Source organism: Streptomyces sp. NPDC007863 (assembly GCF_040633895.1).
Lineage (GTDB): Bacteria > Actinomycetota > Actinomycetes > Streptomycetales > Streptomycetaceae > Streptomyces.
Genome location: NZ_JBEYEI010000005.1, coordinates 134,186 through 158,245 on the forward strand (window position 1 = coordinate 134,186; position 24,060 = coordinate 158,245).

Sequence of the window (24,060 nt, forward strand, 5' to 3'; positions counted from 1 at the left end):
GCGAAGGCCCGTCCCGGCTCCCCCGGGGCGGGCCTTTCCGCGCTGCTCTCACGCCGCGCCGAATGCCCCATACCATCCTAAAGTGATCCTCGCCGGACACGCCCCGGGCTCGTTAGGTAAAGTAAGGAACGCGTCAGGAACGCGACAGAAAGACCTAGGTGAGCCGGGAAGTCTGGTCGGCATGTGCTGTGTGCTGCCCACCCGACCGGAGGCTCCCCGTGTCCACCGACCGTACGTTCCTCGGACGGCTCTCCCTCCCCGAGCGCCGCCACCTCACCGACGCCCTGCGCACCGAGACCGTCGGCGGCGTCCTCCTGCTGGTGGCCGCGATCACCGCGCTCGTCTGGGCCAACGCCCTCCCCGGCAGCTACGAGGCGGTCTCCGGCTTCCACATAGGCCCCGCCTCGCTCGGCCTCGACCTCTCGATCGCGCACTGGGCCGCCGACGGCCTCCTCGCGGTGTTCTTCTTCGTCGCCGGCATCGAGCTCAAGCGCGAACTCGTCGCCGGCGAGCTCCGCGACCCCAAGGCCGCCGCCCTCCCCGTCATCGCGGCGATCTGCGGCATGGCCACGCCGGCCCTCGTCTACGTCGCGGTCAACGCCGTCGGCGGCGGCTCCATGGACGGCTGGGCCGTGCCCACCGCCACCGACATCGCCTTCGCGCTCGCCGTGCTCGCCGTCATCGGCACCTCGCTGCCCTCCGCCCTGCGCGCCTTCCTCCTCACCCTCGCCGTCGTCGACGACCTCTTCGCGATCCTGATCATCGCGGTCTTCTTCACCAGCGACCTGGACTTCGCCGCCCTCGGCGGCGCCTTCGCCGGCCTCGCCCTCTTCTGGTTCCTGCTCCGCAAGGAGGTCCGCGGCTGGTACGTGTACGTCCCGCTGGCCCTGGTCATCTGGGGCCTGATGTACAACAGCGGCGTCCACGCCACCATCGCCGGCGTCGCCATGGGCCTGATGCTCCGCTGCACGACCCGCGAGGGCGAGGAGCGCTCCCCCGGCGAGCACATCGAGCACCTGGTCCGGCCGGTCTCGGCCGGCCTCGCCGTGCCCCTCTTCGCGCTCTTCTCCGCCGGGGTCGCCATCTCCAGCGAGGCGCTGCGCGACGTCTTCACCCAGCCCGTCACCCTCGGCGTCGTCCTCGGCCTGGTCGTCGGCAAGGCCGTCGGCATCTTCGGCGGCACCTGGCTGACCGCCCGCTTCACCAGGGCGGAGCTCAACCCCCAGCTGGCCTGGCCGGACGTCTTCGCCGTCGCCACCCTCGCCGGCATCGGCTTCACCGTCTCGCTGCTCATCGGCGAACTCGCCTTCGAGGGGGACGCGGCGCTCACCGCCGAGGTGAAGGCCGCCGTCCTCATGGGCTCGCTGATCGCCGCGGCCTGCGCCTCGCTCCTGCTCAAGCTGCGCGTGCGCAAGTACCAGCTCCTCGTCGCCGAGGAGGAGCGGGACGACGACGAGGACGGCATCCCGGACGTGTACGAGGAGGGCACCGAGGCGTACCACCTCCGGATGGCCGAGATCCTGGAGCGGAAGGCCGCCGAGCACCGGGAGCGCGCCCGACTGGCGGGGGCACCGCGCGACGGGGCCGACCGTCCGGCATGATCTGAGGCGGACCGTACACAGAGACTCGGACCGTACAAGAGGAGAGGGAGAGCGATGAGCGACCCGTTCGACGGAACCGAGCGCAGCCTCGGCCAGCTGGTCGCCTCGGCGACCGCCGAGATGTCCGCACTGGTGCACGACGAGATCGCGCTGGCCAAGGCCGAGATCCGGCAGGACGTGAAGCGCGGCGCGATCGGTAGCGGCGCGGCCATCGCCGCCGCCGTCGTGCTGCTGTTCTCGCTGCCGATGCTGAGCTTCGCGCTCGCCTACGCCATCAACACCTGGACCGGCGGGCACAACGGCAACGGCGGCTGGAACCTCGTCTGGTGCTTCCTGCTGTCCTTCGCCTTCAACGTGATCGTCGCGGGCCTCCTCGGCGCGATCGCCGTCTCGAAGTTCAAGAAGGTCAAGCCGCCGGAGAAGTCCATCGCCTCTGCCAAGCAGACCGCCGCGATCATGCAGAAGGTGAAGCCGCACCCCCGTCCGGAGGGTGTCCCGGCCGCCGAGGTGACGATGGCCAAGGCCCAGTCTGTGGCACGCTCGTCCGTATGACCCTCCCCGAGAGCAGCACCCCCGGCGGCGGGCCCGTACGCCTCGACGGTCCGTGGACCCACCGTGACGTCGCGGCCAACGGCGCCCGTTTCCACATCGCCGAGATGGGCGACGGCCCCCTGGTGCTGCTGCTGCACGGCTTCCCGCAGTTCTGGTGGACCTGGCGCCACCAGCTGCCGGCGCTCGCCGAGGCCGGCTTCCGGGCGGTCGCGATGGACCTGCGCGGGGTCGGCGGCAGCGACCGCACCCCCCGCGGCTACGACCCCGCCAACCTCGCCCTCGACATCACCGGCGTGGTCCGCTCGCTGGGCGAGCCGGACGCCGCGCTCGTCGGCCACGACCTGGGCGGCTACCTCGCCTGGACGGCCGCCGTCATGCGGCCCAAGCTGGTCCGCCGGCTCGTGGTCTCCTCGATGCCGCACCCGCGCCGCTGGCGCTCGGCGATGCTCTCCGACTTCTCGCAGTCCCGGGCCGGCTCGCACATCTGGGGCTTCCAGCGGCCGTGGCTGCCGGAGCGTCAGCTGGTCGCCGACGACGCCGAGCTGGTGGGGCGTCTGATCCGGGAGTGGTCGGGCCCGCGCCCGGTGGAGGACGAGGCGGTCGAGGCGTACCGGCGGGCGATGCTCGTGCCGTCCACGGCGCACTGCTCGATCGAGCCGTACCGCTGGCTGGTCCGCTCGCTGGCCCGCCCGGACGGCATCCAGTTCAACCGGCGCATGAAGCGGCCGGTGCGGGTGCCGACGCTGCACCTGCACGGTTCGATGGACCCGGTGATGCGGACCCGCAGCGCGGCCGGTTCGGGCGAGTACGTGGAAGCGCCGTACCGCTGGCGGCTCTTCGACGGCCTGGGGCACTTCCCGCACGAGGAGGACCCGGCCGCCTTCACGGCGGAGCTCGTGAACTGGCTGAAGGACCCCGAGCCCGACCGCTGATCCCCGGACGGGCCCGCGCCCGCACGGGTTTGCGTCGAACGGCCATGTGCCGGGCGCATACTCCGATTGGCGGGCCCCGGAACGGTTACCGAGCCCGGCCCCCGGGCACACGTCCGGGTATGGGCTGGACGCACGACTACGGTGACACGGCACGCGACCGCCGCTCGGCCTCCGGGCCGGGCTCCCGCGAGCGGGGAGGTCCGCCGGAGCAGGGCCGCACCCCCGGCGGGCAGGTCGGGATCTCACGCATCCTCAGGCGGCGGGCCCGCTGGGTCTCGGCCCGCCTCCGCCACCCACGCGACACCGCGTAGCCCCCTGGGGGGTCAGAGGGCGCAGCTGTCGGTGTCGACCTGCTGGTTGGCGGTACGGCCGAGCTCGATGTCCTCGCGGATCTCCTGGACCGTCAGCGCGTACCCGGTGTCGGCGTCGTCACGGGAGCGGGCGAAGATCACGCCCGAGACCGTGCCGTCCTCGGTGAGCAGCGGGCCGCCGGAGTTGCCCTGGCGGACCGTCGTGTACAGCGAGTAGACGTCCCTGCGCACCTCGCCCCGGTGGTAGATGTCGGGGCCGTCGGCGCTGATCCGGCCGCGGACGCGGGCGGAGCGGACGTCGTACGAGCCGTTCTCCGGGAAGCCGGCGACGATGGCGTCGTCCCCGCTGTGCGCCTCGCGCTCGGTGAAGCGGAGCGGGGTGGCCTTCAGGTCCGGCACGTCGAGGACGGCGATGTCGCGGCGCCAGTCGTAGAGCACGACCTTGGCGTCGTACAGCCGGCCCTCGCCGCCGATCTGCACGGTGGGTTCGTCGACGCCGCCGACCACGTGCGCGTTGGTCATCACGCGGCGCTCGGAGAAGACGAAGCCGGTGCCCTCCAGGACCTTGCCGCAGCTGGGGGCGGTGCCGACGACCTTGACGATGGAGCGCTGGGCGAGGGCGGCGACGGGGCTGCCGGCGAGCGCCGGGTCCGGCGGGACGACCTCGGTGATGGGCTCGTTGGCGAAGGGGCTGAAGACCTGCGGGAAGCCGCTGCGGGCGAGGGTGGAGCTGAAGTCGGCGAACCAGACGCCGACCTGATCGGGCATCACCCGGGAGACGCCCTGGAGCACCTTGGAGCCGCGCACCTCCTTGCCCAGGGTGGGCAGCGAGGTGCCGGCGAGCGCCGAGCCGATGAGCCAGGCGACGAGCAGCATGGCGACCACGTTGACGAGCGCGCCGCCGGTGGCGTCGAGGGCGCGGGCCGGGGACCAGGTGATGTGGCGGCGGAGCTTGTTGCCGAGGTGGGTGGTGAGCGCCTGGCCGATGGAGGCGGAGACGATGACCGCCATCACGAAGACCACGGTGACCGTGGTGGTGACCTCGCTCTTGTCGGTGAGCTGGTCCCACAGGATCGGCAGCAGCCACATGGCGAGGAGTCCGCCGCCGAGGAAGCCGATCACGGAGAGGATGCCGACCACGAAGCCCTGGCGGTAGCCGATGATCGCGAACCACACGGCCGCGAGCAGCAGCAGGATGTCCAGCACGTTCACGGTCGTCAGCCTCGCAGATTCGTTCTTCCGGTCGCCGTTCCGTCTCCGGCCTCCGGGGGGTCAGCCTGTCATGACCGCCAGTCGAGCGGGACCTTCCGCGAGGTGTCCCAGGGGCGCTCCCAGCCCGCGAAGTGGAGCAGCCGGTCGATCACTCCGGCGGTGAAACCCCAGACCAGAGCGGATGCGACGAGGAAGGCGGGGCCCGCGTGGCCGGCCGGATGGACGGCCATCGCACGGTTCGCCGGATCCGTGAGATCCGCCACGGGCACCGTGAAGACCCGGGCGGTCTCGGCGGGGTCGACGGCCCCGACCGGGCTCGGCTCGCGCCACCAGCCGAGGACGGGCGTGACGACGAAGCCGCTGACCGGGATGTAGAGCCGGGGCAGCACGCCGAAGAGCTGGACGCCGGCCGGGTCGAGGCCGGTCTCCTCCTCGGCCTCCCGCAGGGCGGCGCGCAGCAGCCCGCCGTCGGCCGGGGCGCCGTCCTCGGGGTCGAGGGCGCCGCCGGGGAAGGAGGGCTGTCCGGCGTGCGAGCGGAGGCTGCCGGCCCGCTCCATGAGGAGCAGCTCGGGCCCGCGCTCGCCCTCGCCGAAGAGGACCAGGACGGCGGACTGGCGGCCGGCGCCGCTCTTGGGCGGCAGGAAGCGGCTCAGCTGCTCGGGCGCGACGGTCCGCGCGGCGCGGTCGACCGGCGCCAGCCAGTCGGGCAGGCCGTCCCGGTCCAGCAGGCCGCCGGTGCCGGGGCCGTAGATCTCTTCGTCCGTGCGCGTCATGAGCACCCCCGAGTCGTCCAACGCCGTCGCCCTGCCTCTTCGTTCCCGGAGCTTCCGGAGGCCCTGGACGCCTTCGCGGTGCTCACCGCGCGCCGGAGGGTCGCTGTACGGCCCCGGGGGCCACGCCGGGCGCGGGCGGGGCCGGGCGGCCGGGGTAGTCGGCGGGCGGGTTGAGCCGCTGCCCGGGATAGCCGCCCTTCTCGTACTTGAGCAGCTTCCGGGCCTTCTCCGGGTCGGTCTCGCCCTCGCCGTAGGCGGGGCAGAGGTGGGTGATCGGGCAGGCGCCGCAGGCGGGCTTGCGGGCGTGGCACATGCGGCGGCCGTGGAAGATCACCCGGTGCGACAGCATCGTCCAGTCGCTCTTGGGGAAGATCTCGGCGACCTCGGCCTCGATCTTCACCGGGTCGTCGGACTCGGTCCATCCGAAGCGGCGGGCGAGCCGCATGAAGTGGGTGTCGACGGTGATCCCGGGGACGCCGTAGGCGTTGCCGAGGACGACGAAGGCGGTCTTGCGGCCGACGCCGGGGAGCTTGACCAGGTCCTCCAGGCGGCCGGGGACCTCGCCGCCGAAGTCGTCCCTGAGGGCGGCGGCCAGGCCCATGATCGACTTGGTCTTGGCGCGGAAGAAGCCGGTCGGGCGGATCAGCTCCTCGATCTCCTCGGGGACGGCGGCGGCCAGGTCCTCGGGGGTCGGGTACTGGGCGAAGAGCGCGGGCGTCGTCTGGTTCACCCGCAGGTCGGTGGTCTGCGCGGAGAGGACGGTGGCGACGAGGAGCTCGAAGGGGTTGCGGAAGTCGAGCTCGGGATGGGCGTACGGGTACACCTCCGCGAGCTCCCGGTTGATCCGCCGCGCCCGCCGCACCATGCCGAGCCGCGACTCGCCCTTGCGGGCCTGGGCGGGCGCGACCGTCGCCACGGCCTTCCGGGGGGCGGCGGTCTTCTTGGCGGCGGCCTTCCTCGGGGCGGCCGCCTTCTTCGCCGCGGCGGACTCCTTCGCGGGGGACGCCTTCTTCGCGGGGGCGGCCTTCTTCGCGGGGGACGCCTTCTTCGCCGCGGGCGCCGTCCGCTTCGCCGCGGGCGCCTTCACCGCCCGCCCGGACGGGGGCGAATCATCCCGATTCACGGCTTTCGGCCGCTTCGACACGCCGTGTTCGCCCACAGCGGAATTACCTTCGGCCGACACTCTTCCAGCCCCCTTGGCCTGCGTTCTCACCGGCGAGTTGGACACCCGGCCAGCCTAGGGGCCGAGGGCGACATCCGCCCCGCCCACCGCCGATCGGACCCCTATCGGGCCCCTGACGTTCGGCAATGGCGTCCGGTGCGTCAAACTTGTTGTGATTGATCGCACTGTTTGGCACGTCCGGCATCATGGGAGCCAGGTTCCCGTGAGCAGGTCGACAGTAGGAGTGAACTCGTGGACGACGTTCTGCGGCGCGCCCCGCTCTTCGCGGCGCTCGATGACGAGCAGGCCGCCGAGCTGCGCGCCTCGATGAGTGAGGTGACGCTCGCCCGTGGCGACGCGCTCTTCCACGAGGGCGACCCCGGCGACCGCCTGTACGTGGTCACCGAGGGCAAGGTGAAGCTGCACCGCACCTCCCCCGACGGCCGCGAGAACATGCTGGCGGTCCTCGGCCCCGGCGAGCTCATCGGCGAGCTGTCCCTCTTCGACCCGGGCCCGCGCACCGCGACCGCGACGGCGCTGACCGAGGTCAAGCTGCTCGGCCTCGGCCACGGCGACCTCCAGCCCTGGCTGAACGCCCGTCCCGAGGTGGCCGGCGCCCTGCTGCGCGCCGTCGCCCGCCGACTGCGCAAGACCAACGACCAGATGTCCGACCTGGTCTTCTCCGACGTGCCCGGCCGTGTCGCCCGCGCGCTCCTCGACCTGTCGCGCCGCTTCGGCGTGCAGTCGGAGGAGGGCATCCACGTCGTCCACGACCTCACCCAGGAGGAGCTGGCCCAGCTCGTCGGCGCCTCCCGCGAGACCGTGAACAAGGCGCTCGCCGACTTCGCCCAGCGCGGCTGGCTGCGCCTGGAGGCCCGCGCGGTGATCCTCCTCGACGTGGAGCGCCTCGCGAAGCGCTCCCGCTAGGGATCCGTACGCACGAGAAGGGGGCCGCCCGGTCGAACCGGACGGCCCCCTTCCGCATCGGCGGGCGCGGGTCGGCTAGCGCTTGCCGCCGTCCACGATCACCGGGGTCGAACCGCCGCCGTTGCCGCAGGGCACCGCGTAGACCGGGTTCTTCGCCGCGGCCTCCTTGAAGGCGTCGATGCACTGGTTGGCGAGGACCTTGTCCGTCAGCGAGTCGTTGAGGATCTTGTTGGCGCGGGCGATGCCCTCCGCCTCGATGCGGCGCCGGTCGGACTCCGCCTTGGCCGTACGGGCGGCCTCCAGGGCCCGCTCGGTGGCCTGCTGCTGCTGGATCTTGCGGTCGATCTGGCCCTGGAGGGCGTCCGAGGGCTTCACGTTCCGCAGGTTGACCGTGGTGACGACGATGCCGCGCGGCTCCAGGCGCTCCGTGATGAGCTTGGCGATCTCGGCGTTGATCTTCTCGCGGTCGGAGGCGTACCCCTGCTCGCTGCTGTAGCGGGCGAAGACGTTGCGGACGATCTCGCGGCTGTCGGGGTAGACCAGCCGCTGCTGGATGGCGTCCTCGCTGCCCGCGAGCTTGTAGAGCTCGACGGCCTTGGCCGGGACCACGGCCCACTTCACCGTGACCTCGGCGTACATGACGCCGCCCTGGGAGGAACGGACCTCGACCACGTCCTTGTCGGAGAGGTTGAGGTCGACCGGGCGGGTGGAGAAGGTGGTGACGTCGGTGAACGGCGACTTCACGTGCATGCCGGACGTCATCGGCGAACCGACCTTGCCGAAGGCGACCGGGACGCCGACCTCGTACGCGCTGATCACGTACGTCATGCTCACGATCACGGAGAAGACTCCGGCGACCAGCGCGCCGACGGCACCCAGCTTCCAGCCGGTCGAGTCCTGCGACCGGCCGACGAACCAGAGCACCACCGCGGCGATGACCAGCAGGATGGCTATGACGAACACGGGCATTCCCCCCGAGAGCTACGACCTGATGTAAGCGGAGCGTAAGACACTCGGGGAGCGCGGAGGGTTCCCGGGGTGGGGGCGGATCGCCCCGGGGTGCCGGGGGTCAGAGCGCGCCGCGCTCCCGCAGGTACTCCAGCTGGGCCCGCACGGAGAGTTCCGCCGCCGGCCACAGCGAGCGGTCCACGTCCGCGTACACGTGCGCCACCACCTCCGGCGCCGTCCGGTGCCCGGCCGCGACCGCCGCCTCCACCTGCGCGAGCCGGCTCTTCCGGTGCGCCAGATAGAAGTCCACGGCCCCCTGCGCGTCCTCCAGGACCGGCCCGTGGCCCGGCAGGACCGTGTGCACGCCGTCGTCGACGGTCAGCGAGCGCAGCCGCCGCAGCGAGTCCAGGTACTCGCCGAGCCGCCCGTCCGGGTGCGCCACCATCGTGGTGCCGCGCCCCAGGATCGTGTCGCCGGTCAGCACCGCCCGGTCGGCGGGCAGGTGGAAGGAGAGCGAGTCGGAGGTGTGGCCGGGCGTCGGCACCACCCGCAGCTCCAGGCCGCCGACGGTCACCACGTCGCCCTCCCCCAGGCCCTCGTCGCCGAGGCGGAGCGCCGGGTCGAGCGCGCGGACGGACGTGCCGGTCAGCTCGGCGAAGCGTCCCGCGCCCTCGGCGTGGTCCGGGTGACCGTGGGTCAGCAGCGTCAGCGCGACCCGCTTGCCCCGCTTCTCCGCCGTGTCGAGCACGTGCCGGAGGTGGCCCTCGTCGAGCGGGCCCGGGTCGACGACGACGGCCAGGTCCGAGTCCGGCTCGGAGAGCAGCCAGGTGTTGGTGCCGTCCAGCGTCATCGCGGACGGGTTGGGCGCGAGCACGTTCACGGCCCGCTCGGTCGCGGCCCCCGAGGCGACGACCCCGCGCGGCTGCCCCGGCAGGGACGCGGCGTCGGTCACGGGGTGCCTCCCTCGACCCGCTTGGTGAACTCGTCGTGCCCCGGCCAGGTGAGCACCACCTGATCGCCCTCCACGCGCGCGTGCGCCAGGACCGGGGTCAGGTCCTGCTTCCCGGCCGCCGCCAGCGCCTCCGCGGCCGTGGCGCAGGGCTGGAGGGAGCGCAGGGTCGCGATGGTCGGCGGCATCATCGTCAGCTCGCCCCGGTCGTAGCCGCCGGCCGCGTCGGCAGGGAGGGTCCACACGGTGCGGTCGGCCTCGCCGGAGACGTCCCGGGTCCGCTGCCCGGCCGGCAGCGCGGCCACGAAGAACCAGGTGTCGTACCGGCGCTGCTCGAACTCGGGGGTGATCCAGCGGGCCCAGGCGCCGAGCAGGTCGGAGCGGAGCGCGAGGCCGCGACGGTCGAGGAAGTCCGCGAAGGACAGCTCGCGGGCGACCAGCGCCTGCCGGTCGCGCTCCCAGTCCTCCCCGGTGGTGTCGCCGACGACGGTGTCCGCGGTCTCCCCGGCGAGCAGCACGCCCGCCTCCTCGAAGGTCTCGCGGACGGCGGCGCAGACCACCGCCTGCGCCTGCGCGGGCTCGTCGAGCCCGAGCCGCCGCGCCCACTCCTCCAGCGGGGGCCCGGCCCAGCGCACCGGCTGCTCGTCGCGCGGGTCCACCCCGCCGCCCGGGTAGGCGTACGCGCCGCCGGCGAAGGCCATGGAGGCGCGGCGGCGCAGCATGTGGACCTCGGGCCCGCCCGCCGCGTCGCGCAGCAGGAGCACGGTGGCGGCGCGCCGGGGCGTCACCGGCACCAGCTCGCCGGCGGCGAGGGCGCGGATGCGGTCGGGCCATTCCGGCGGGTACCACTGACCATTCGACATGGGCGGATGCTATGCGCAACGAACGGAATGCACGAGGGCACGCCGGAACGCGGAAGCCGGCCGCCCCGGGGAGGGGCGACCGGCTCCCGGCATGCCGTACGGGCGGATCAGGCCTCGGTCAGCTCGACCTGGACCTCGACCTCGACGGGGGCGTCGAGGGGGAGGACGGTGACGCCGACGGCGCTGCGGGCGTGCACGCCCTTGTCGCCGAGGATCTCGCCGAGCAGCTCGCTGGCGCCGTTGACGACGCCGGGCTGGCCGGTGAAGTCGGGGGCGGAGGCGACGAAGCCGACCACCTTCACGACCCGCTTGATCCGGTCGAGGTCGCCGGCGACCGACTTCACGGCCGCGAGCGCGTTCAGCGCGCAGGTGGCGGCGAGGGCCTTGGCCTCCTCGGGGGTCACCTCGGCGCCGACCTTGCCGGTCACCGGAAGCTTGCCCTCCACCATCGGGAGCTGGCCCGAGGTGTAGACGTACACGCCCGACTGCACGGCCGGCTGGTACGCGGCGATCGGCGGGACGACCTCGGGCAGCTTCAGGCCCAGCTCGGCGATCCGCGCCTCGACGGCCCCGCTCACGACAGCGGCCGCTTCATGTAGGCCACCAGCTGCTCCGGGTTGTTGGGCCCGGGCACGACCTGGACGAGCTCCCAGCCGTCCTGGCCCCAGTTGTCGAGAATCTGCTTGGTCGCGTGCACCAGAAGCGGCACCGTGACGTACTCCCACTTGGTCATGGGCCCGACTGTAGCCGCTGCGCCGGGGTGCTCCGCCGAGGCTCCCCCTAGGGTCCGGCTCGGGGGCTTCTCCGGGGCGGTCCGCTGATTGCGCGGGCCCGCCAGTGGTTAGGCTCGACAGCGTGAGCAGGCTCCAGGTCGTCAGCGGCAAGGGCGGTACCGGTAAGACGACGGTCGCCGCCGCCCTCGCCCTCGCCCTCGCGACGGAGGGGAAGCGCACGCTCCTCGTCGAGGTCGAAGGCAGACAGGGCATCGCACAGCTCTTCGAGACGGAGGCGCTTCCCTACGAGGAGCGCAAGATCGCCGTGGCTCCGGGCGGCGGCGAGGTGTTCGCGCTGGCCATCGACGCCGAGCGCGCCCTCCTCGACTACCTCCAGATGTTCTACAAACTGGGCGGCGCGGGCCGCGCCCTGAGGAAGCTCGGGGCGATCGACTTCGCGACGACGATAGCGCCGGGTGTGCGGGACGTCCTGCTCACCGGGAAGGCGTGCGAGGCGGTCCGGCGGCGCGAGCGCGACGGCCGGCCGGTGTACGACCACGTGGTGATGGACGCGCCGCCGACCGGCCGCATCACCCGCTTCCTCAACGTGAACGACGAGGTGGCGGGGCTGGCCCGGATCGGCCCGATACACAATCAGGCGCAGGCGGTGATGAAGGTCCTCAAGTCCCCCGAGACGGCGGTGCACTTGGTGACGCTCCTGGAGGAGATGCCGGTCCAGGAGACGGCGGACGGCGTCGCCGAGCTGCGCGCGGCGGGGCTGCCGGTGGGCACGGTGGTGGTGAACATGGTCCGCCCGCACGTCCTGGACGCGGCGGCGGTACGGGCCGCCTCCGGCGACCACCGCGAGGCGATCGCGCGGGCCCTGGCCTCGGCGGGGGTCCAGGGCGGCGCAGCCCTGGTGGAGCCGCTGCTCGACGAGGCCGCCGGGCACGCGCGCCGGGTGGAACTGGAGCGGGAGCAGCGGACGGTCCTGGACGGCCTGGGCCTGCCCGCGTACGAGCTGCCGTATCTGGGGGACGGAGCGGACATCGCGGGCCTCTACCGCCTGGCGAAGGAACTGCGGAAGCAAGGGGTGGGTGCGGCGTGACGGAGAAGACCCCCGGCCCGGCGAAGGCCGGCGGCCTGGACGCGGCGCCCTTCCTGGACATCGACCCGATCCTCGACGACCGGGGCACCCGGATCATCGTCTGCTGCGGCGCGGGCGGCGTCGGCAAGACGACGACTGCGGCGGCGCTCGGCGTGCGGGCGGCGGAGCGGGGCCGCCGGGTGGTGGTCCTCACCATCGACCCGGCGCGCCGGCTGGCCCAGTCGATGGGCATCGACGCGCTGGACAACACCCCGCGGAAGGTAGACGGCATCAAGGGGTCGGACGGCGGCGAGCTGCACGCGATGATGCTGGACATGAAGCGGACCTTCGACGAGATCGTCGAGGCGCACGCGGAGCCCGCGCGGGCGCGGGCGATCCTGGAGAACCCCTTCTACCAGTCCCTGTCGGCCGGTTTCGCCGGTACGCAGGAGTACATGGCGATGGAGAAGCTGGGCCAGCTGCGGGCGCGGGACGAGTGGGACCTGATCGTCGTCGACACCCCGCCGTCGCGTTCTGCCCTGGACTTCCTGGACGCGCCGAAGCGGCTCGGGTCCTTCCTGGACGGGAGGTTCATCAAGCTGCTGATGGCGCCGGCGAAGGTGGGCGGCCGGGCGGGGATGAAGTTCCTCAACGTCGGCATGTCGATGATGTCGGGGACGCTGGGGAAGCTGCTCGGCGGTCAGTTCCTGGGGGACGTGCAGACCTTCGTCGCCGCGATGGACACGATGTTCGGCGGCTTCCGGACGCGGGCGGACGCCACCTACCGGCTGCTGCAGGCGCCGGGGACGGCCTTCCTGGTCGTCGCGGCGCCGGAGCGGGACGCGCTGCGGGAGGCAGCGTACTTCGTGGAGCGGCTGGCCGCGGAGGGCATGCCGCTGGCGGGGCTCGTCCTCAACCGGGTCCACGGCACGGGGGCCGGGCGGCTCTCGGCGGAGCGGGCGCGGGCCGCCGCGGAAAATCTTGACGAGGGCCGCATGGTGGATCAGGGGCCCGGGAAGACTGGAGGGCGTGGCGTCCCGGCCACGTCGTCCGAGCCGTCGTACTCCGCCACCGCCGCCGCGTTCCCCGCACGTACCCCTGCCGCATCCGAGGCTGCCCCCACAGCCGACGCGACCGAAGACCACAGCGGCACCGCCGGCCCGGAGACCGGTCCGGACGCCGGCACCGTTCCCGAGACCGATCCCGACATCGCGCGGCTCACCGCGGGTCTGCTGCGGCTGCACGCCGAGCGGATGCGGGTGCTCGCGCGCGAGCAGCGCACGCGGGACCGCTTCACGGCCCTCCATCCGGAGGTGCCGGTGACCGAGGTGGCCGCCCTGCCCGGCGATGTGCACGACCTCGCCGGGCTGCGGGCCATCGGTGAGCGCCTCTCGTCCCCGCGCGACCGGTCCTGACGGGACCTCGCGCGCGTGGATCGGAGCGCGGCTATCCGACCGCGGCGTACTCCTCGTACGTCGCGTCGTCCTCCATGGCCACGGGCAGCAGGCCCGCGCCGCGCTCGTACTCGGTGCGGGCGGTCTCCAGGAGCCGCCGCCACGAGGTGACCGTGGGGCGCCGGCGCAGCAGGGCGCGGCGTTCGCGCTCCGTCATGCCGCCCCACACGCCGAATTCCACGCGGTTGTCCAGGGCGTCGGCGAGGCACTCGGTGCGTACCGGACAGCCGGTGCACACCGCCTTTGCCCTGTTCTGTGCCGCTCCCTGCACGAAAAGTTCATCCGGATCGGTAGTGCGGCAGGCCGCCTGCGCACTCCAGTCAGCTACCCAGCCCATACCGGCGCCGTCCTCTCCCGAATCGAGGCTCCCCCACGGCGGCAGCGGCATATTCACCGCTGCCAGTTGGGACGTTACGGAAGGCGGGGACAGCGCAACACCCCCTTCGGGCCCAATCTTGAATGGCCCGAACGGACTATGCGTGCGCGTCAGATCACCCAGGGGAGTGATCGAAGGACATGCGTGTGTTAAAGGGCACCCCCTGACACACGCACTGGAATCGGACACGCCGTTCCGCGTATTCGGGACGCGGAACTCATGCCGAAAACAGGTCGATGTCACGCACGGGGGTTGATGCCGGACCGCACTCCTGTGACAGTTGGGAGCAGCTTAGGCCAAGGCCTGTCCGCGTGTCCGGCGATTGAGAACGTAGGGCGCTCCACCTCGCCGTGCCCCGAACCTCAGCCGGCGGGCTCTCCGTCCGCGGTCCGCGCGTAGAGGCGCCGCTGCCACTCATCGGCCTCCGGCCCCGGGTCGGCGGTCAGGACGGGACGCGGGGCCGTCTCGATGAGGTGGAGGAGCGTCCAGGCGACGCCGTAGCAGTCGTCCGGGCCGAAGCAGGCGACGAGCGCGCGGGCCTCCTCCCCGGTGACCGGCCGTGCGATCGCCTCCAGCTGGCGCGCACGCCTGTCGATCTCCTCCTCGCTCGCGTCCCAGTCGGGCAGCGGGCCGTCGGCGACGAACGTCCGTACTTCGGGTCTCATGGTGAGGATGATCGGCCGCCTCCGTCCCCGCGGGCAAGGCGTGCCGTCTCCGGCACGGCCCGGACACGCCGCCCGGATGTCACGGTCTGGTACTCGAACGCTCCGAGAGGGACCCGGTCCTGCTGAACGCCCAGGAACACGGATTAGGCTGCCCCCCATGGCAAAGAAGCGCTCGGGCGGTGGTCTGACCGGGACCCAGCAGGCCGCCAAGTTCCTCGGTGTCAGTGTGCTCTCCGGAGCGGTACTGGCGGGCATCGCCCTGCCCGCGGCCGGGGCACTGGGTCTGGCGGCGAAGGGGACGGTCGAGGGGTTCGACGAGATCCCCTCGAATCTGAAGACCCCACCGCTCAGTCAGCGCACCACCATCCTGGACTCCGAGGGCGGGCTGATCGCCACCGTCTACTCCCGGGACCGCAAGGTGGTGCCGCTGGAGAAGATCTCCCCGTACATGCAGAAGGCGATCGTCGCGATCGAGGACGCGCGCTTCTACGAGCACGGGGCCATCGACCTCAAGGGCGTGCTGCGCGCGATCAACAAGAACGCGCAGTCGGGCGGGGTCTCCGAGGGCGCCTCCACGCTGACCCAGCAGTACGTGAAGAACGTCTTCGTCGAGGAGGCCGGTGACGACCCGGAGAAGGTCGCGCAGGCCACCCAGCAGACGATCGGCCGCAAGGTCCGCGAGCTGAAGTACGCGATCCAGGTCGAGGAGGAGCTGGGCAAGAAGAAGATCCTGGAGAACTACCTCAACATCACGTTCTTCGGGCAGCAGGCGTACGGCATCGAGGCCGCCTCGCAGCGCTACTTCTCCAAGCCCGCCGCCAAGCTGAACCTGGGCGAGGCCGCGATGATGGCCGGCCTCGTGCAGTCGCCGAGCCGCTTCGACCCGATCAACGACCTCCAGGAAGCCACCAAGCGGCGCAACATCGTCCTCCAGCGGATGACGGACGTCGGCGACATCACCCAGGCCGAGTTCGACAAGGCCAAGGCCGCGCCGATCAAGCTGAAGGTGAAGACGCCGAAGAACGGCTGCATCACCGCCGTCGACGGCGCCGGCTTCTTCTGCGACTACGTCCGCAAGACGATCCTGACCGACCCGGTCTTCGGCAAGACCGTCGAAGACCGCCAGAAGTTGTGGAACCTCGGCGGTCTGACCATCCGGACCACGCTGGACCCGAAGGCGCAGGCGGCGGCGAACGAGGCCGCCGTGGCCAAGGTCAACAAGGACGACCCGGTCGCGACCGCCGTCGTCCAGGTCAAGCCCGGCACCGGCCGCATCGTGTCGATGAGCCAGTCCCGCCCGTACGGCCTGGACCAGAAGCAGCACCAGACCACGCTCAACCTCGCCGTCGGCAGCAAGATGGGCGGCACCACGTACGGCTTCCCGGTCGGTTCGACCTTCAAGCCGATCACGGCCGCCGCCGCCCTGGAGAAGGGCCTGAGCCCGGCGCAGAGCTTCGACACGCCGTGGAAGATCTCCATGAAGGAGAGCGACTACACGCGCTGCGACGGCAAGCCCGCGGGATACGCGGACTGGTCCGTCCAGAACGAGCTCAAGACGGAGAAGGGGGCGTACGACATGACGAGCGCCCTCGGCAAGTCCATCAACACGTACTTCGCCAAGCTGGAGCAGATGGCCGGCCTCTGCGAGACGCTGTCGATGGCGAAGAAGGTCGGCTACGAGCGCGAGCTGGGCAAGCCGATCAAGCAGAGCCCCTCCGCCACCCTCGGCTCGCTGGAGAGCACGCCGCTCGACATGGCGAACGTCTACGCGACCTTCGCCAACCGCGGCATCTACTGCGTCCCCGTGGTCATCGACTCCATCCGGACCGCCACCGGCGAGAAGCTCAACGTGCCGCAGACCAAGTGCACGCGCGCGATGTCCGACCGCACCGCCGACATGGTCAACCAGATGCTCAAGGGCGTGGTCGAGGACGGCACGGGTACGAAGGCCGGCCTGAGCGACCGGGACAACGCGGGCAAGACCGGCACCACCGAGGGCCGCAAGGACGCCTGGTTCGTCGGCTACACCCCGGACCTGTCCACCGCCGTCTGGGTCGGCGACGACGTCGGCAAGCGCGAGGAGATGTTCGACCTCACCATCGGCGGCGTCTACTACGACAAGGTCTGCGGTGGCTGCCTCCCCGGCCCGATCTGGCGGATCGCCATGACCGGCGCGCTCGGTGACGACAAGCCGTCCTTCGTCGGCATCACCGTCCCCCGGGCCGAGAAGCCGAAGGACCCGAAGGACGACAAGCGGGACGACAAGCCGCGCCGGGGCGACGACAAGCCGGCCGACCAGCCGACCAACCCCCTCCCGGGCATCACCCTCCCCGACCTGACCGGCGGGGACATCACCCGGCCGGGCAACGGCCGCGGCGGAAACCGCTGACCTGAGCACACGAGAAGGGCCCCACCGGCGAGACCGGTGGGGCCCTTCCGTCACGTCCCGGACGGGGGCTCAGCCCGCGAGCAGCTTCTTCACCGCGGCGGCGACCCGGCCGCCGTCGGCCTGCCCGGCCACCTTCGGGTTCACGATCTTCATGACGGCGCCCATGGCGCGCGGGCCCTCGGCACCGGCGGCCTTCGCCTCCTCGACGGCCTCCGCGACGATGCCGTCCAGCTCCTCGTCGGAGAGCTGCTTCGGCAGGTACGCGTCGAGGAGGACGCCCTCCGCCCGCTCACGCTCGGCCGACTCCGCGCGACCGCCCTGCTCGAAGGCGTCCGCGGCCTCGCGCCGCTTCTTCGCCTCCTTGGCGATCACCTTCTGCACCTCGTCCTCGGAGAGCTCGCGCTTGGTCTTGCCCGCGACCTCCTCCTTGGTGATCGCGGCGATGGTGAGCCGCAGGGTCGAGGAGCGCAGTTCGTCGCGGTCCTTGATCGCGGCGTTGAGGTCGTCCTTCAGTCGTGCCTTGAGCGTGGTCATGGCCTCAAGTGTGGCAGGTGCCCCGGGCGTACCGCCCGTGCATTTACGCCCCGCGGGTCTGGAACGATGGGGGAATGCGCGCACGGTACGGGATCCCCCTGAAGATCACGGCAGGCGTCGCGGCCACGGCCGCGGCCGGACTCGTCTACGCGGCGGGCTTCGAGGCCCGCTCGTTCCGGCTCCGGCGGGTCACCGTCCCCGTCCTGCCACCGGGCATGGACGACCTGCGGGTCCTCCAGGTCTCCGACGTGCACATGGTGTGCGGGCAGGACAAGAAGCGCGGCTGGCTGCAGAAGCTCGCCGGGCTCCGCCCCGACTTCGTCGTGAACACCGGCGACAACCTCTCCGACACCGAGGCCGTGCCGGAGCTCCTCGACGCGCTCGGCCCGCTCATGGAGTTCCCCGGCGTCTACGTCTTCGGCTCCAACGACTACTACGGACCCCGCTTCCGCAACCCCGGCCGCTACCTCCTGGAGAAGGTCCAGGGCCGGCACGGGCTCAACGGCAACAAGCCGGTCGTCGGCGCCGTCCACAACCCGTGGGAGGGCATCAAGGACGCCTTCGACGCGGCCGGCTGGGTGGACCTCACCAACACCCGCGGCCGCCTCAAGCTCCCCCAGGCCGACCTCGCCTTCACCGGCCTCGACGACCCGCACATCAAGCGGGACCGGTACGAGAAGGTCGCCGGCGGCCCCGAGGATTCCGCGGACTTCTCCCTCGGCATCGTCCACGCCCCGTACCTGCGCGCCCTCGACGCCTTCACCGCCGACGGCTACGAGCTGGTCCTCGCCGGGCACACCCACGGCGGGCAGCTGTGCGTCCCCTTCTACGGGGCGCTCGTCACCAACTGCGACCTCGACACCGACCGGGTGAAGGGCCTCTCCACCCACACCGCCGGCGGCCACACCTCCTACCTGCACGTCTCCGCCGGCTGCGGCACCAACCGCTTCACCCCGGTCCGCTTCGCCTGCCCGCCCGAGGCGACGCTGCTCACCCTGACGGCACGCGCCTGAACCCCGCTACGGGGGCGCCCCGCCCCCGTACCGTGGCGGCCATGACGAACCGATTCGCCGCCGTCCTCCGCGCCCTGATCGCCCTCGCCGCGGCGACCGGCGTCACGATCGACTGCGTCCAGGGCGACCCGCTCGTCGCCTTCAGCTTCTTCACCGTCTGGACCAACACCGCCGTCGCCGTCGCCCTCGGACTCGGCGCCGCCCGCGCCTGGACCGGCCGGCCCCCGCTGCCCGCCGTCTGGAGCGGCGGCGTGCTCCTCTGCATCTCCGTCGTCGGGCTCGTCTTCCACCTGGTCCTCGACAACCCGGCGAGCTCCTTCAACCAGGCCGCCGCCATCGACGCGCTCACCGGCGCCCGCGCCGTCTCCAACCAGCTCCTGCACACCGTCACCCCGATCGGCGTCGCCCTGGACTGGCTGCTCCTCACCCTCCCCGGCGCCTTCCGCCCCCGCCACGCGGCCCTCTGGCTCGCCGCCCCCGGCACCTACCTGGTCTTCTCCCTGGTCCGCGGCGCCCTGCTCCCCGCCGGCCACCCGACCCGCTACACGTACCCCTTCCTCGACGTCACCGCCCACGGCTACGCCGGCGTCCTCGTCAACGCCCTCGTCCTCGGCCTCGCCTTCTACGCCCTCGGGCTCCTCCTCGTCGCGGCGGACCGCTTCCGACCTGCGGTCGCGGGCCGCCGAAACCGGATTTCGTCTCTGGGCGCCGGTGGGCTAAAGTAATCGATGTCGCCGCGACGAGAAGATCAGAGCAGCGACATCGGGGTGTAGCGCAGCTTGGCAGCGCGCTTCGTTCGGGACGAAGAGGTCGTGGGTTCAAATCCCGCCACCCCGACAGCCAGAGATTCAGGGCCTGATCCGCGCAAGCGGGTCGGGCCCTGAGTCGTTTCCGGGACCGGACCAGGGGGCGGGCCGACCATGACGGGACCGTACGAGGAGTACCTCGACGGGTACGCCGGAATCCTCGCCGGCGTCTGCGCCACCGGGCGGCGGCTGAGCCGCGAGGAGCTGGAGGGGCCGCGGACCCGGGGGGAGCGGGCCGCCGAGGCGGGGATCGGGCTGCGGGAGCTCGTACGGGCCCATCTCGCCGCCGCACGGGCCGCACGGAGCGGACTGCCCCACGGCACCGACCCCGATCTGCTGCTCGCCGCCGTCGAACAGGCCGTCGACGCCTTCGCCGAGGGACACGAGCGGGCACAGAAGCTGGCGGTGCGCCAGGAGGAGGCCGCCCGGAGGGAGTTCGTCGACGACCTGCTGTACGGGCGCAGCGACCTCGGGCGGCTCGCCGAGCGGGCCGAGCGGTTCGGGCTGCTGCTCTCCCACGCGCACGCGGTCGCCGTCGCCCGGGCACCCGAGCCGTTCGGGGACGGGGCGCCGGTCTCGCGGAGCGTGGAGTCCTCGCTCCTCGCCCGCTTCGGTACGCGCCGGATCCTGCTCACCACCAAGGACGGGCGGCTGATCTGCGTCGCCCCCGCCGACGAGCCCGAGGTCCTCGCCCACTTCGCCAAGCAGACGTACGCCGCCGCCGACGGCAGCCTCGTCGCGATCGGGCGCGCGCACCCCGGCGCCGGCGGGGTCGTCCACTCGTACGAGGAGGCGCTCGGCGCCCTCGACCTCGCCGACCGCATCGGGCTCGACGGCCCCGTGCTGTACGCCGCGGACCTGCTCGTCTACCCGGTCCTCGGCCGCGACCGGCAGGCCATGGCCGACCTCGTCCGCACCGTCCTCGGGCCGCTCGCCGGCGCCCGGGGCGGCGCGCGGCCGCTGCTCGACACCCTGCACGCCTACTTCGACGCGGGCTGCGTCACGACCGAGACCGCCCGCCGGCTCGCCCTGAGCGTGCGGGCCGTCACGTACCGGCTCGACCGCGTCCACAAGCTCACCGGCACCGACCCCGGCGACCCCACCCAGCGGTACACGCTCCAGACCGCCGCGATCGGGGCGCGGCTGCTCGGCTGGCCGGACGAAGAGCTGTGAGCCGACCCGCGGGCCGTGAGATTCCGGCGGCCGATTCCGGGCGGCATTAAGGGCGCGTAAAGATTGCCGGGCACCGGCAATGCGGGGGCCGGGCACGCGATGAAACGATCCTCTGGACGGCGGACAGGGCACGGCGGCCGGAGGAGCGGGGACATGGTCTGGTTTCTTGGTCTCGGCATCGGCGGACTGCTGCTGCTCGTCCTGAGCCTGGTCTTCGACGGGGTCCTGGAAGGACTCTTCGACGGGCTCGGGGGGCTCGACGGGCTGCTGTCGCTGCCGGTGGTCGCCGGGTTCGTCTCGGCGCTCGGCTTCACGGGGGCGCTCGTGCTCGGCACGAGCGGCGCGGGGGCGGGGGTCGCGAGCGGCGCGGGCGTCGTGGCGGGGGTCGGCGTGGGGTGGGTGACCTGGCGGTTCTGCCGGGCCCTCCTCCACGACACGAACGCGTCCGCGCCCCGCGGCGCGGACCTCGCCGGCAGCTCCGGCTCGGTCGTCACCGCCGTCCCGGCGGACGGCTACGGCGAGGTGCTGCTTCACCTGGGCGGCCAGCCCGTGAAGTACGCGGCCCGCGCGGACCGGCCCGTCCCGCGCGGCACCGAGGTGTGGGTCGAGTCGGTCCTCTCGGCGACCTCGGTCCTCGTACGGCCCGTCGACCGCTGACCGTCGACCGCTGACCGTCGGTCGACGACCGCCGGATCCCATCTTCCCGTACCGAACGAAGGGGGGTTCTCCATGAGCCCTGTCCTCATCGCCGTGGTGGGCATCGTCGTCCTCCTCGTCCTGCTCGGCCTCGCCGTCGTCACCCGCTACAAGGTCGCGGGGCCCAGCGAGGCGTTCATCATCACCGGCCGCCGCGGCCAGAAGGCCACCGATCCGGCGACCGGCCGCGTCTACACCGACAACAGCGGCCAGAAGGTCGTCGTCGGCGGCGGCGTCTTCGTCGTGCCCTTCGTGCAGCAGAAGTTCACCCTCGACCTCTCCAGCCGGCACATCCCCATCGCCGTCCGCGGCGCCGTCACCCTGCGCGGCGTCAAGGCCAACCTGGAGGGCGTCGCCATCGTCAAGGTCGGCGGCACCGAGGACTCCATCCGCGCCGCCGCCCAGCGCTTCCTCATGCAGCAGGACGGCATCGTCGGGTTCACCCAGGAGGTGCTCTCCGGAGCGCTGCGGTCCATCGTCGGCCGGATGTCGGTCGAGGACATCATCCGCGACCGGGCCGCCTTCGCCGGGCAGGTCGCCGAGGAGGCCGAGGCGAGCCTCTCCGGGCAGGGCCTCGTCCTCGACGCCTTCCAGATCCAGGACATCACCACCGAGGGCTCCTACCTGGAGGACCTCGGCCGGCCCGAGGCCGCCCGCGCCAAGCAGGAGGCCGACATCGCCGAGGCCGAGGCCCGGCGCGCCGCCGAGCAGGCCCGGCTGAAGGCCGAGGAGGAGATCGCGGTCGCCCAGCGGACCCTGTACCTGAAGCAGGCCGAGATCAAGGCGCAGACCGACGAGGCCGCCGCCCAGGCCAACGCCGCGGGGCCGCTCGCCGAGGCCGCCCGCCAGCAGGACATCCTCGCCGAGCAGGAGAAGGTCGCCGCCCGGCAGGCCGCGCTCACCGACCGCCAGCTCGACACCCAGGTCCGCAAGCCCGCCGACGCCAAGCGGTACGAGGCCGAACAGCAGGCCGAGGCCCAGCGCACCGCCCGGGTGAAGCAGGCCGAGGCCGAGCGGATGGCCGCCATCGCGGCGGCCGAGGCCGAGGCCGAGCGGGCCCGGCTCACCGGTGAGGGCGAGAAGCAGCGCCGCCAGGCCCTCGCCGAGGCCGAGGCCATCGAGGGCGCCAAGCGCGGTGAGGCCGAGCGGGCCCGGCGCGCCGCCATCGCGGAGGCGGTCCGCCTGGAGGGCGACGCGGAGGCCGGTGCCATCGCGGCGAAGGGCGCCGCCGAGGCGGAGGCCATGCACAAGCGGGCCGACGCGTTCGAGCGGTACGGCGACGCGGCCGTGCTCCAGATGCTGGTGGAGGTCCTGCCGCAGGTCGTCGCCAAGGCGGCGGAGCCGCTGGCCGCCGTGGACAAGATGACCGTCATCTCCACGGACGGGGCGGGCAGGCTGCCGCGCGCGGTCGCGGACAACGTCGCCCAGGGCATGGAACTGCTCTCGTCCACGACGGGGGTCGACCTGGCCGCGCTCCTCCAGGGACTGACGGCGAAGGCGTCGTCCGTGGCAGCGGCCGCGCCGGGGGCCGCACCCGGGCCCGTGCCGCAGGTGAACGGGACCAACGGGATGAGCGGGAAGGTCGAGATCACCGACTGATCCGGACGCCCCGGCCCCTGGAAGGGGGTCGGGGCGTTGGGCGTTGAGCTCGGCGCGTCGGGTGGTGGGCGCTGAGCTCTGGGCGTTGAGCTCTGGGCGTTGGGCGTTGAGCTCGGGGCGTTGAGCCGGAGTGTCGGGTGGTGGGCGCGGGGCCGTCAGATGATCGGCGGGCGGCCCAGCTTCGTCATGCGCAGCACCGTCGACCAGCGCATCGGACGGCGCTGCCCGGCGGGGGCCTTCAGGCCCTCCGCGAAGCCGGCGAACCAGGAGCGCAGGCCGCGCACCGAGCGGGTGCGGGCCACCGTCAGGAGGACCCAGACCGCCAGGTAGAGCGGGACCAGCGGGGCCGGGAGGTTCCGCTTCGCCAGCCACACGCGGTTGCGGGCGGTCATCCGGTAGTAGACGTCGTGCCGGGCCGGGCTCGTCTTCGGGTGCTGGAGCAGCAGCTCGGGCGCGTACCGGATCCGCCAGCCCGCGTCGAGGGCGCGCCAGGCCAGGTCGGTCTCCTCGTGCGCGAAGAAGAAGTCCTCGGGCCAGCCGCCGATCCGGTCCAGCATCGGCATCGACAGGCCGTGGCCGCCGCCGAGGAAGGTGGTGACCTCGCCGCCGCGCATCGGGTCCTTGGCGCCGAGCCGGGGGATGTGCCGGCGCTGCGTCTCGCCCGTCTCGTCGGCGATCCGGAAGGAGACCACGCCGAGCTTCGGCTCGGTCTCGTACAGGTCGGCCAGACGGCGGAAGACGTCCGTGTCGACGAGCAGGCCGTCGTCGTCCAGGTCGACGAGAACGTCCACGTCACCGAAGGAGCGGAGGGTGTCGATGGCCACGTTCCGACCGCCGGTGACCCCGCGGTTCTCGGCCAGCTCCACGCCGGTGACGCCCTCGGGGAGGGCGGGCAGCGAGCCGGTGCCGTTGCCGACCACGACGACCCGGGCGGCGGGCTCGTCCTGCATCGCCACCGAGTCGAGCAGCGCGCCCAGCTCGGCGGGGCGGGTGCCCATCGTCAGTACCGCCACGCCCACTCTCGGTCGCGCCACGGTCCACTCCGTTCCAGGTCGGGGTCGGGTCTCGCGTGCGGGCCGGCGCCCGCCGGCCGCACGGCACCCATTGTTCACCCTCCGGGAACCCCCGTGGAACCCGGAAGGAACCCTGAGGGCCCGGACCGGGGGAAACGCCGGGTTCCCGGAACCCCGAAGGCCCTTCCGTACGTCCGTGCGTACGACGGCGGTCGCACGGCGGTTCCACGGTGGACCGGGTGTGGTTCCGCGGCGGACCGGGTGTGGTTCCGCGGCGGAACGGTCGTGGTTCCGCTTCGGGGGGAGCGCGGC

25 protein-coding genes and 1 tRNA gene are annotated in these 24,060 nt (G+C 72.6%); 14 read left to right on the forward strand and 12 right to left on the reverse strand.

Going from position 1 to position 24,060, the window contains the following annotated elements; all coding sequences use genetic code 11:
- Positions 1 to 218: 218 nt before the first annotated feature.
- The 4 genes from nhaA (at position 219) to ABZ621_RS09795 (ending at position 3,396) form a co-directional block, all read left to right on the forward strand.
- Complete coding sequence (gene nhaA, locus ABZ621_RS09780; RefSeq protein ID WP_360602501.1) at positions 219 to 1,601, forward strand: Na+/H+ antiporter NhaA; 1,383 nt, start codon at positions 219 to 221, stop codon at positions 1,599 to 1,601.
- A 54-nt stretch (positions 1,602 to 1,655) separates the two neighbouring features.
- Entirely contained in the window at positions 1,656 to 2,153 is a 498-nt protein-coding gene (locus tag ABZ621_RS09785) for a phage holin family protein (protein WP_360602503.1), read from the forward strand.
- Positions 2,150 to 3,085 (forward strand): alpha/beta hydrolase, encoded by a 936-nt coding sequence (locus ABZ621_RS09790; RefSeq protein WP_360602505.1) that lies wholly within the window; start codon positions 2,150 to 2,152, stop codon positions 3,083 to 3,085. Before ABZ621_RS09785 ends, ABZ621_RS09790 begins: the two co-directional genes overlap by 4 nt.
- A 119-nt stretch (positions 3,086 to 3,204) precedes the next feature.
- Positions 3,205 to 3,396 carry a hypothetical protein gene (locus ABZ621_RS09795; RefSeq protein ID WP_360602507.1) on the forward strand — a complete coding sequence of 64 codons (192 nt, stop codon included), beginning with the start codon at positions 3,205 to 3,207 and terminating at the stop codon, positions 3,394 to 3,396.
- A 12-nt stretch (positions 3,397 to 3,408) separates the two neighbouring features.
- Here ABZ621_RS09795 and ABZ621_RS09800 read toward each other — a convergent pair whose 3' ends face one another.
- The 3 genes from ABZ621_RS09800 to nth form a co-directional block, all read right to left on the reverse strand.
- Positions 3,409 to 4,608, reverse strand: coding sequence for a MarP family serine protease (locus ABZ621_RS09800; RefSeq protein WP_360602509.1), 1,200 nt, complete (start codon positions 4,606 to 4,608; stop codon positions 3,409 to 3,411).
- A gap of 68 nt (positions 4,609 to 4,676) precedes the next feature.
- Positions 4,677 to 5,381 carry a CoA pyrophosphatase gene (locus tag ABZ621_RS09805; RefSeq protein WP_360602511.1) on the reverse strand — a complete coding sequence of 235 codons (705 nt, stop codon included), beginning with the start codon at positions 5,379 to 5,381 and terminating at the stop codon, positions 4,677 to 4,679.
- Between the two features lie 82 nt (positions 5,382 to 5,463).
- Positions 5,464 to 6,468 (reverse strand): endonuclease III, encoded by a 1,005-nt coding sequence (nth, locus tag ABZ621_RS09810; protein WP_360602513.1) that lies wholly within the window; start codon positions 6,466 to 6,468, stop codon positions 5,464 to 5,466.
- A 327-nt stretch (positions 6,469 to 6,795) separates the two neighbouring features.
- Between nth and ABZ621_RS09815 the strand changes: the two genes are divergently transcribed.
- On the forward strand, positions 6,796 to 7,470 hold the full coding sequence (locus tag ABZ621_RS09815; protein ID WP_030495802.1) for a Crp/Fnr family transcriptional regulator: 675 nt from the start codon (positions 6,796 to 6,798) through the stop codon (positions 7,468 to 7,470).
- A gap of 75 nt (positions 7,471 to 7,545) precedes the next feature.
- On the opposite strand, the gene ABZ621_RS09820 is transcribed toward ABZ621_RS09815, so the two are convergent.
- The 5 genes from ABZ621_RS09820 to ABZ621_RS09840 form a co-directional block, all read right to left on the reverse strand.
- Positions 7,546 to 8,433 (reverse strand): prohibitin family protein, encoded by an 888-nt coding sequence (locus ABZ621_RS09820; protein ID WP_360602515.1) that lies wholly within the window; start codon positions 8,431 to 8,433, stop codon positions 7,546 to 7,548.
- Between the two features lie 106 nt (positions 8,434 to 8,539).
- Positions 8,540 to 9,370 carry an MBL fold metallo-hydrolase gene (locus ABZ621_RS09825; RefSeq protein WP_360602517.1) on the reverse strand — a complete coding sequence of 277 codons (831 nt, stop codon included), beginning with the start codon at positions 9,368 to 9,370 and terminating at the stop codon, positions 8,540 to 8,542.
- Complete coding sequence (locus ABZ621_RS09830; protein WP_360602519.1) at positions 9,367 to 10,230, reverse strand: NUDIX hydrolase; 864 nt, start codon at positions 10,228 to 10,230, stop codon at positions 9,367 to 9,369. Before ABZ621_RS09830 ends, ABZ621_RS09825 begins: the two co-directional genes overlap by 4 nt.
- Positions 10,231 to 10,337: 107 nt before the next feature.
- Complete coding sequence (locus ABZ621_RS09835) at positions 10,338 to 10,808, reverse strand: RidA family protein (protein WP_360602521.1); 471 nt, start codon at positions 10,806 to 10,808, stop codon at positions 10,338 to 10,340.
- Positions 10,805 to 10,963: a DUF4177 domain-containing protein gene (locus ABZ621_RS09840; RefSeq protein ID WP_169093077.1), complete on the reverse strand. Its 159-nt coding sequence runs from the start codon at positions 10,961 to 10,963 to the stop codon at positions 10,805 to 10,807. The genes ABZ621_RS09835 and ABZ621_RS09840 overlap by 4 nt, the downstream gene beginning before the upstream one ends.
- 122 nt (positions 10,964 to 11,085) lie before the next feature.
- On the opposite strand from ABZ621_RS09840, the gene ABZ621_RS09845 reads away from it, so the two are divergent.
- A complete protein-coding gene (locus tag ABZ621_RS09845; RefSeq protein WP_360602523.1) occupies positions 11,086 to 12,051 on the forward strand; it encodes an ArsA-related P-loop ATPase in 966 nt (321 codons plus the stop codon).
- Positions 12,048 to 13,445 (forward strand): ArsA family ATPase, encoded by a 1,398-nt coding sequence (locus ABZ621_RS09850; protein ID WP_360602525.1) that lies wholly within the window; start codon positions 12,048 to 12,050, stop codon positions 13,443 to 13,445. Before ABZ621_RS09845 ends, ABZ621_RS09850 begins: the two co-directional genes overlap by 4 nt.
- A gap of 31 nt (positions 13,446 to 13,476) precedes the next feature.
- Here the strand turns inward: ABZ621_RS09850 and ABZ621_RS09855 are convergent, their stop codons facing one another.
- Both ABZ621_RS09855 and ABZ621_RS09860 read right to left on the reverse strand, forming a co-directional pair.
- On the reverse strand, positions 13,477 to 13,821 hold the full coding sequence (locus ABZ621_RS09855; RefSeq protein WP_030495795.1) for a WhiB family transcriptional regulator: 345 nt from the start codon (positions 13,819 to 13,821) through the stop codon (positions 13,477 to 13,479).
- 401 nt (positions 13,822 to 14,222) lie between these two features.
- Positions 14,223 to 14,525: a hypothetical protein gene (locus ABZ621_RS09860; RefSeq protein ID WP_360602527.1), complete on the reverse strand. Its 303-nt coding sequence runs from the start codon at positions 14,523 to 14,525 to the stop codon at positions 14,223 to 14,225.
- Positions 14,526 to 14,682: 157 nt separating this feature from the next.
- Between ABZ621_RS09860 and ABZ621_RS09865 the strand changes: the two genes are divergently transcribed.
- Complete coding sequence (locus ABZ621_RS09865) at positions 14,683 to 16,914, forward strand: transglycosylase domain-containing protein (RefSeq protein WP_360602529.1); 2,232 nt, start codon at positions 14,683 to 14,685, stop codon at positions 16,912 to 16,914.
- 69 nt (positions 16,915 to 16,983) lie between these two features.
- Here the strand turns inward: ABZ621_RS09865 and ABZ621_RS09870 are convergent, their stop codons facing one another.
- Positions 16,984 to 17,448: a GatB/YqeY domain-containing protein gene (locus ABZ621_RS09870; protein WP_360602531.1), complete on the reverse strand. Its 465-nt coding sequence runs from the start codon at positions 17,446 to 17,448 to the stop codon at positions 16,984 to 16,986.
- A 74-nt stretch (positions 17,449 to 17,522) separates the two neighbouring features.
- Here ABZ621_RS09870 and ABZ621_RS09875 point away from each other — a divergent pair, with 74 nt between their 5' ends.
- The 6 genes from ABZ621_RS09875 to ABZ621_RS09900 all read left to right on the forward strand — a co-directional run bounded on the left by ABZ621_RS09875 (position 17,523) and on the right by ABZ621_RS09900 (position 22,735).
- Positions 17,523 to 18,461 carry a metallophosphoesterase gene (locus tag ABZ621_RS09875; protein ID WP_360602533.1) on the forward strand — a complete coding sequence of 313 codons (939 nt, stop codon included), beginning with the start codon at positions 17,523 to 17,525 and terminating at the stop codon, positions 18,459 to 18,461.
- A gap of 41 nt (positions 18,462 to 18,502) precedes the next feature.
- A complete protein-coding gene (locus tag ABZ621_RS09880) occupies positions 18,503 to 19,186 on the forward strand; it encodes a Pr6Pr family membrane protein (protein WP_360602535.1) in 684 nt (227 codons plus the stop codon).
- A 38-nt stretch (positions 19,187 to 19,224) separates the two neighbouring features.
- A tRNA-Pro gene (locus ABZ621_RS09885) sits at positions 19,225 to 19,298 on the forward strand.
- Between the two features lie 83 nt (positions 19,299 to 19,381).
- On the forward strand, positions 19,382 to 20,440 hold the full coding sequence (locus ABZ621_RS09890; RefSeq protein ID WP_360602537.1) for a helix-turn-helix domain-containing protein: 1,059 nt from the start codon (positions 19,382 to 19,384) through the stop codon (positions 20,438 to 20,440).
- 153 nt (positions 20,441 to 20,593) lie between these two features.
- Entirely contained in the window at positions 20,594 to 21,097 is a 504-nt protein-coding gene (locus ABZ621_RS09895; protein WP_360602539.1) for a hypothetical protein, read from the forward strand.
- A gap of 72 nt (positions 21,098 to 21,169) precedes the next feature.
- Positions 21,170 to 22,735, forward strand: a complete 1,566-nt coding sequence (locus ABZ621_RS09900) for an SPFH domain-containing protein (protein WP_360602541.1) — start codon at positions 21,170 to 21,172, stop codon at positions 22,733 to 22,735.
- Positions 22,736 to 22,890: 155 nt separating this feature from the next.
- Here ABZ621_RS09900 and ABZ621_RS09905 read toward each other — a convergent pair whose 3' ends face one another.
- Positions 22,891 to 23,769 carry a glycosyltransferase family 2 protein gene (locus ABZ621_RS09905; RefSeq protein ID WP_360602543.1) on the reverse strand — a complete coding sequence of 293 codons (879 nt, stop codon included), beginning with the start codon at positions 23,767 to 23,769 and terminating at the stop codon, positions 22,891 to 22,893.
- Between the last annotated feature and the right edge of the window lie 291 nt (positions 23,770 to 24,060).

Coding starts and splice junctions, on each gene's coding strand:
- ABZ621_RS09785 (WP_360602503.1), top strand. CDS start 1,656: ATGAGCGACCCGTTCGACGGAACCGAGCGCAGCCTCGGCCAGCTGGTC.
- ABZ621_RS09790 (WP_360602505.1), top strand. CDS start 2,150: ATGACCCTCCCCGAGAGCAGCACCCCCGGCGGCGGGCCCGTACGCCTC.
- ABZ621_RS09795 (WP_360602507.1), top strand. CDS start 3,205: ATGGGCTGGACGCACGACTACGGTGACACGGCACGCGACCGCCGCTCG.
- ABZ621_RS09805 (WP_360602511.1), bottom strand. CDS start 5,381: ATGACGCGCACGGACGAAGAGATCTACGGCCCCGGCACCGGCGGCCTG.
- ABZ621_RS09830 (WP_360602519.1), bottom strand. CDS start 10,230: ATGTCGAATGGTCAGTGGTACCCGCCGGAATGGCCCGACCGCATCCGC.
- ABZ621_RS09840 (WP_169093077.1), bottom strand. CDS start 10,963: ATGACCAAGTGGGAGTACGTCACGGTGCCGCTTCTGGTGCACGCGACC.
- ABZ621_RS09855 (WP_030495795.1), bottom strand. CDS start 13,821: ATGGGCTGGGTAGCTGACTGGAGTGCGCAGGCGGCCTGCCGCACTACC.
- ABZ621_RS09860 (WP_360602527.1), bottom strand. CDS start 14,525: ATGAGACCCGAAGTACGGACGTTCGTCGCCGACGGCCCGCTGCCCGAC.
- ABZ621_RS09865 (WP_360602529.1), top strand. CDS start 14,683: ATGGCAAAGAAGCGCTCGGGCGGTGGTCTGACCGGGACCCAGCAGGCC.
- ABZ621_RS09870 (WP_360602531.1), bottom strand. CDS start 17,448: ATGACCACGCTCAAGGCACGACTGAAGGACGACCTCAACGCCGCGATC.
- ABZ621_RS09875 (WP_360602533.1), top strand. CDS start 17,523: ATGCGCGCACGGTACGGGATCCCCCTGAAGATCACGGCAGGCGTCGCG.
- ABZ621_RS09880 (WP_360602535.1), top strand. CDS start 18,503: ATGACGAACCGATTCGCCGCCGTCCTCCGCGCCCTGATCGCCCTCGCC.
- ABZ621_RS09890 (WP_360602537.1), top strand. CDS start 19,382: ATGACGGGACCGTACGAGGAGTACCTCGACGGGTACGCCGGAATCCTC.
- ABZ621_RS09895 (WP_360602539.1), top strand. CDS start 20,594: ATGGTCTGGTTTCTTGGTCTCGGCATCGGCGGACTGCTGCTGCTCGTC.
- ABZ621_RS09900 (WP_360602541.1), top strand. CDS start 21,170: ATGAGCCCTGTCCTCATCGCCGTGGTGGGCATCGTCGTCCTCCTCGTC.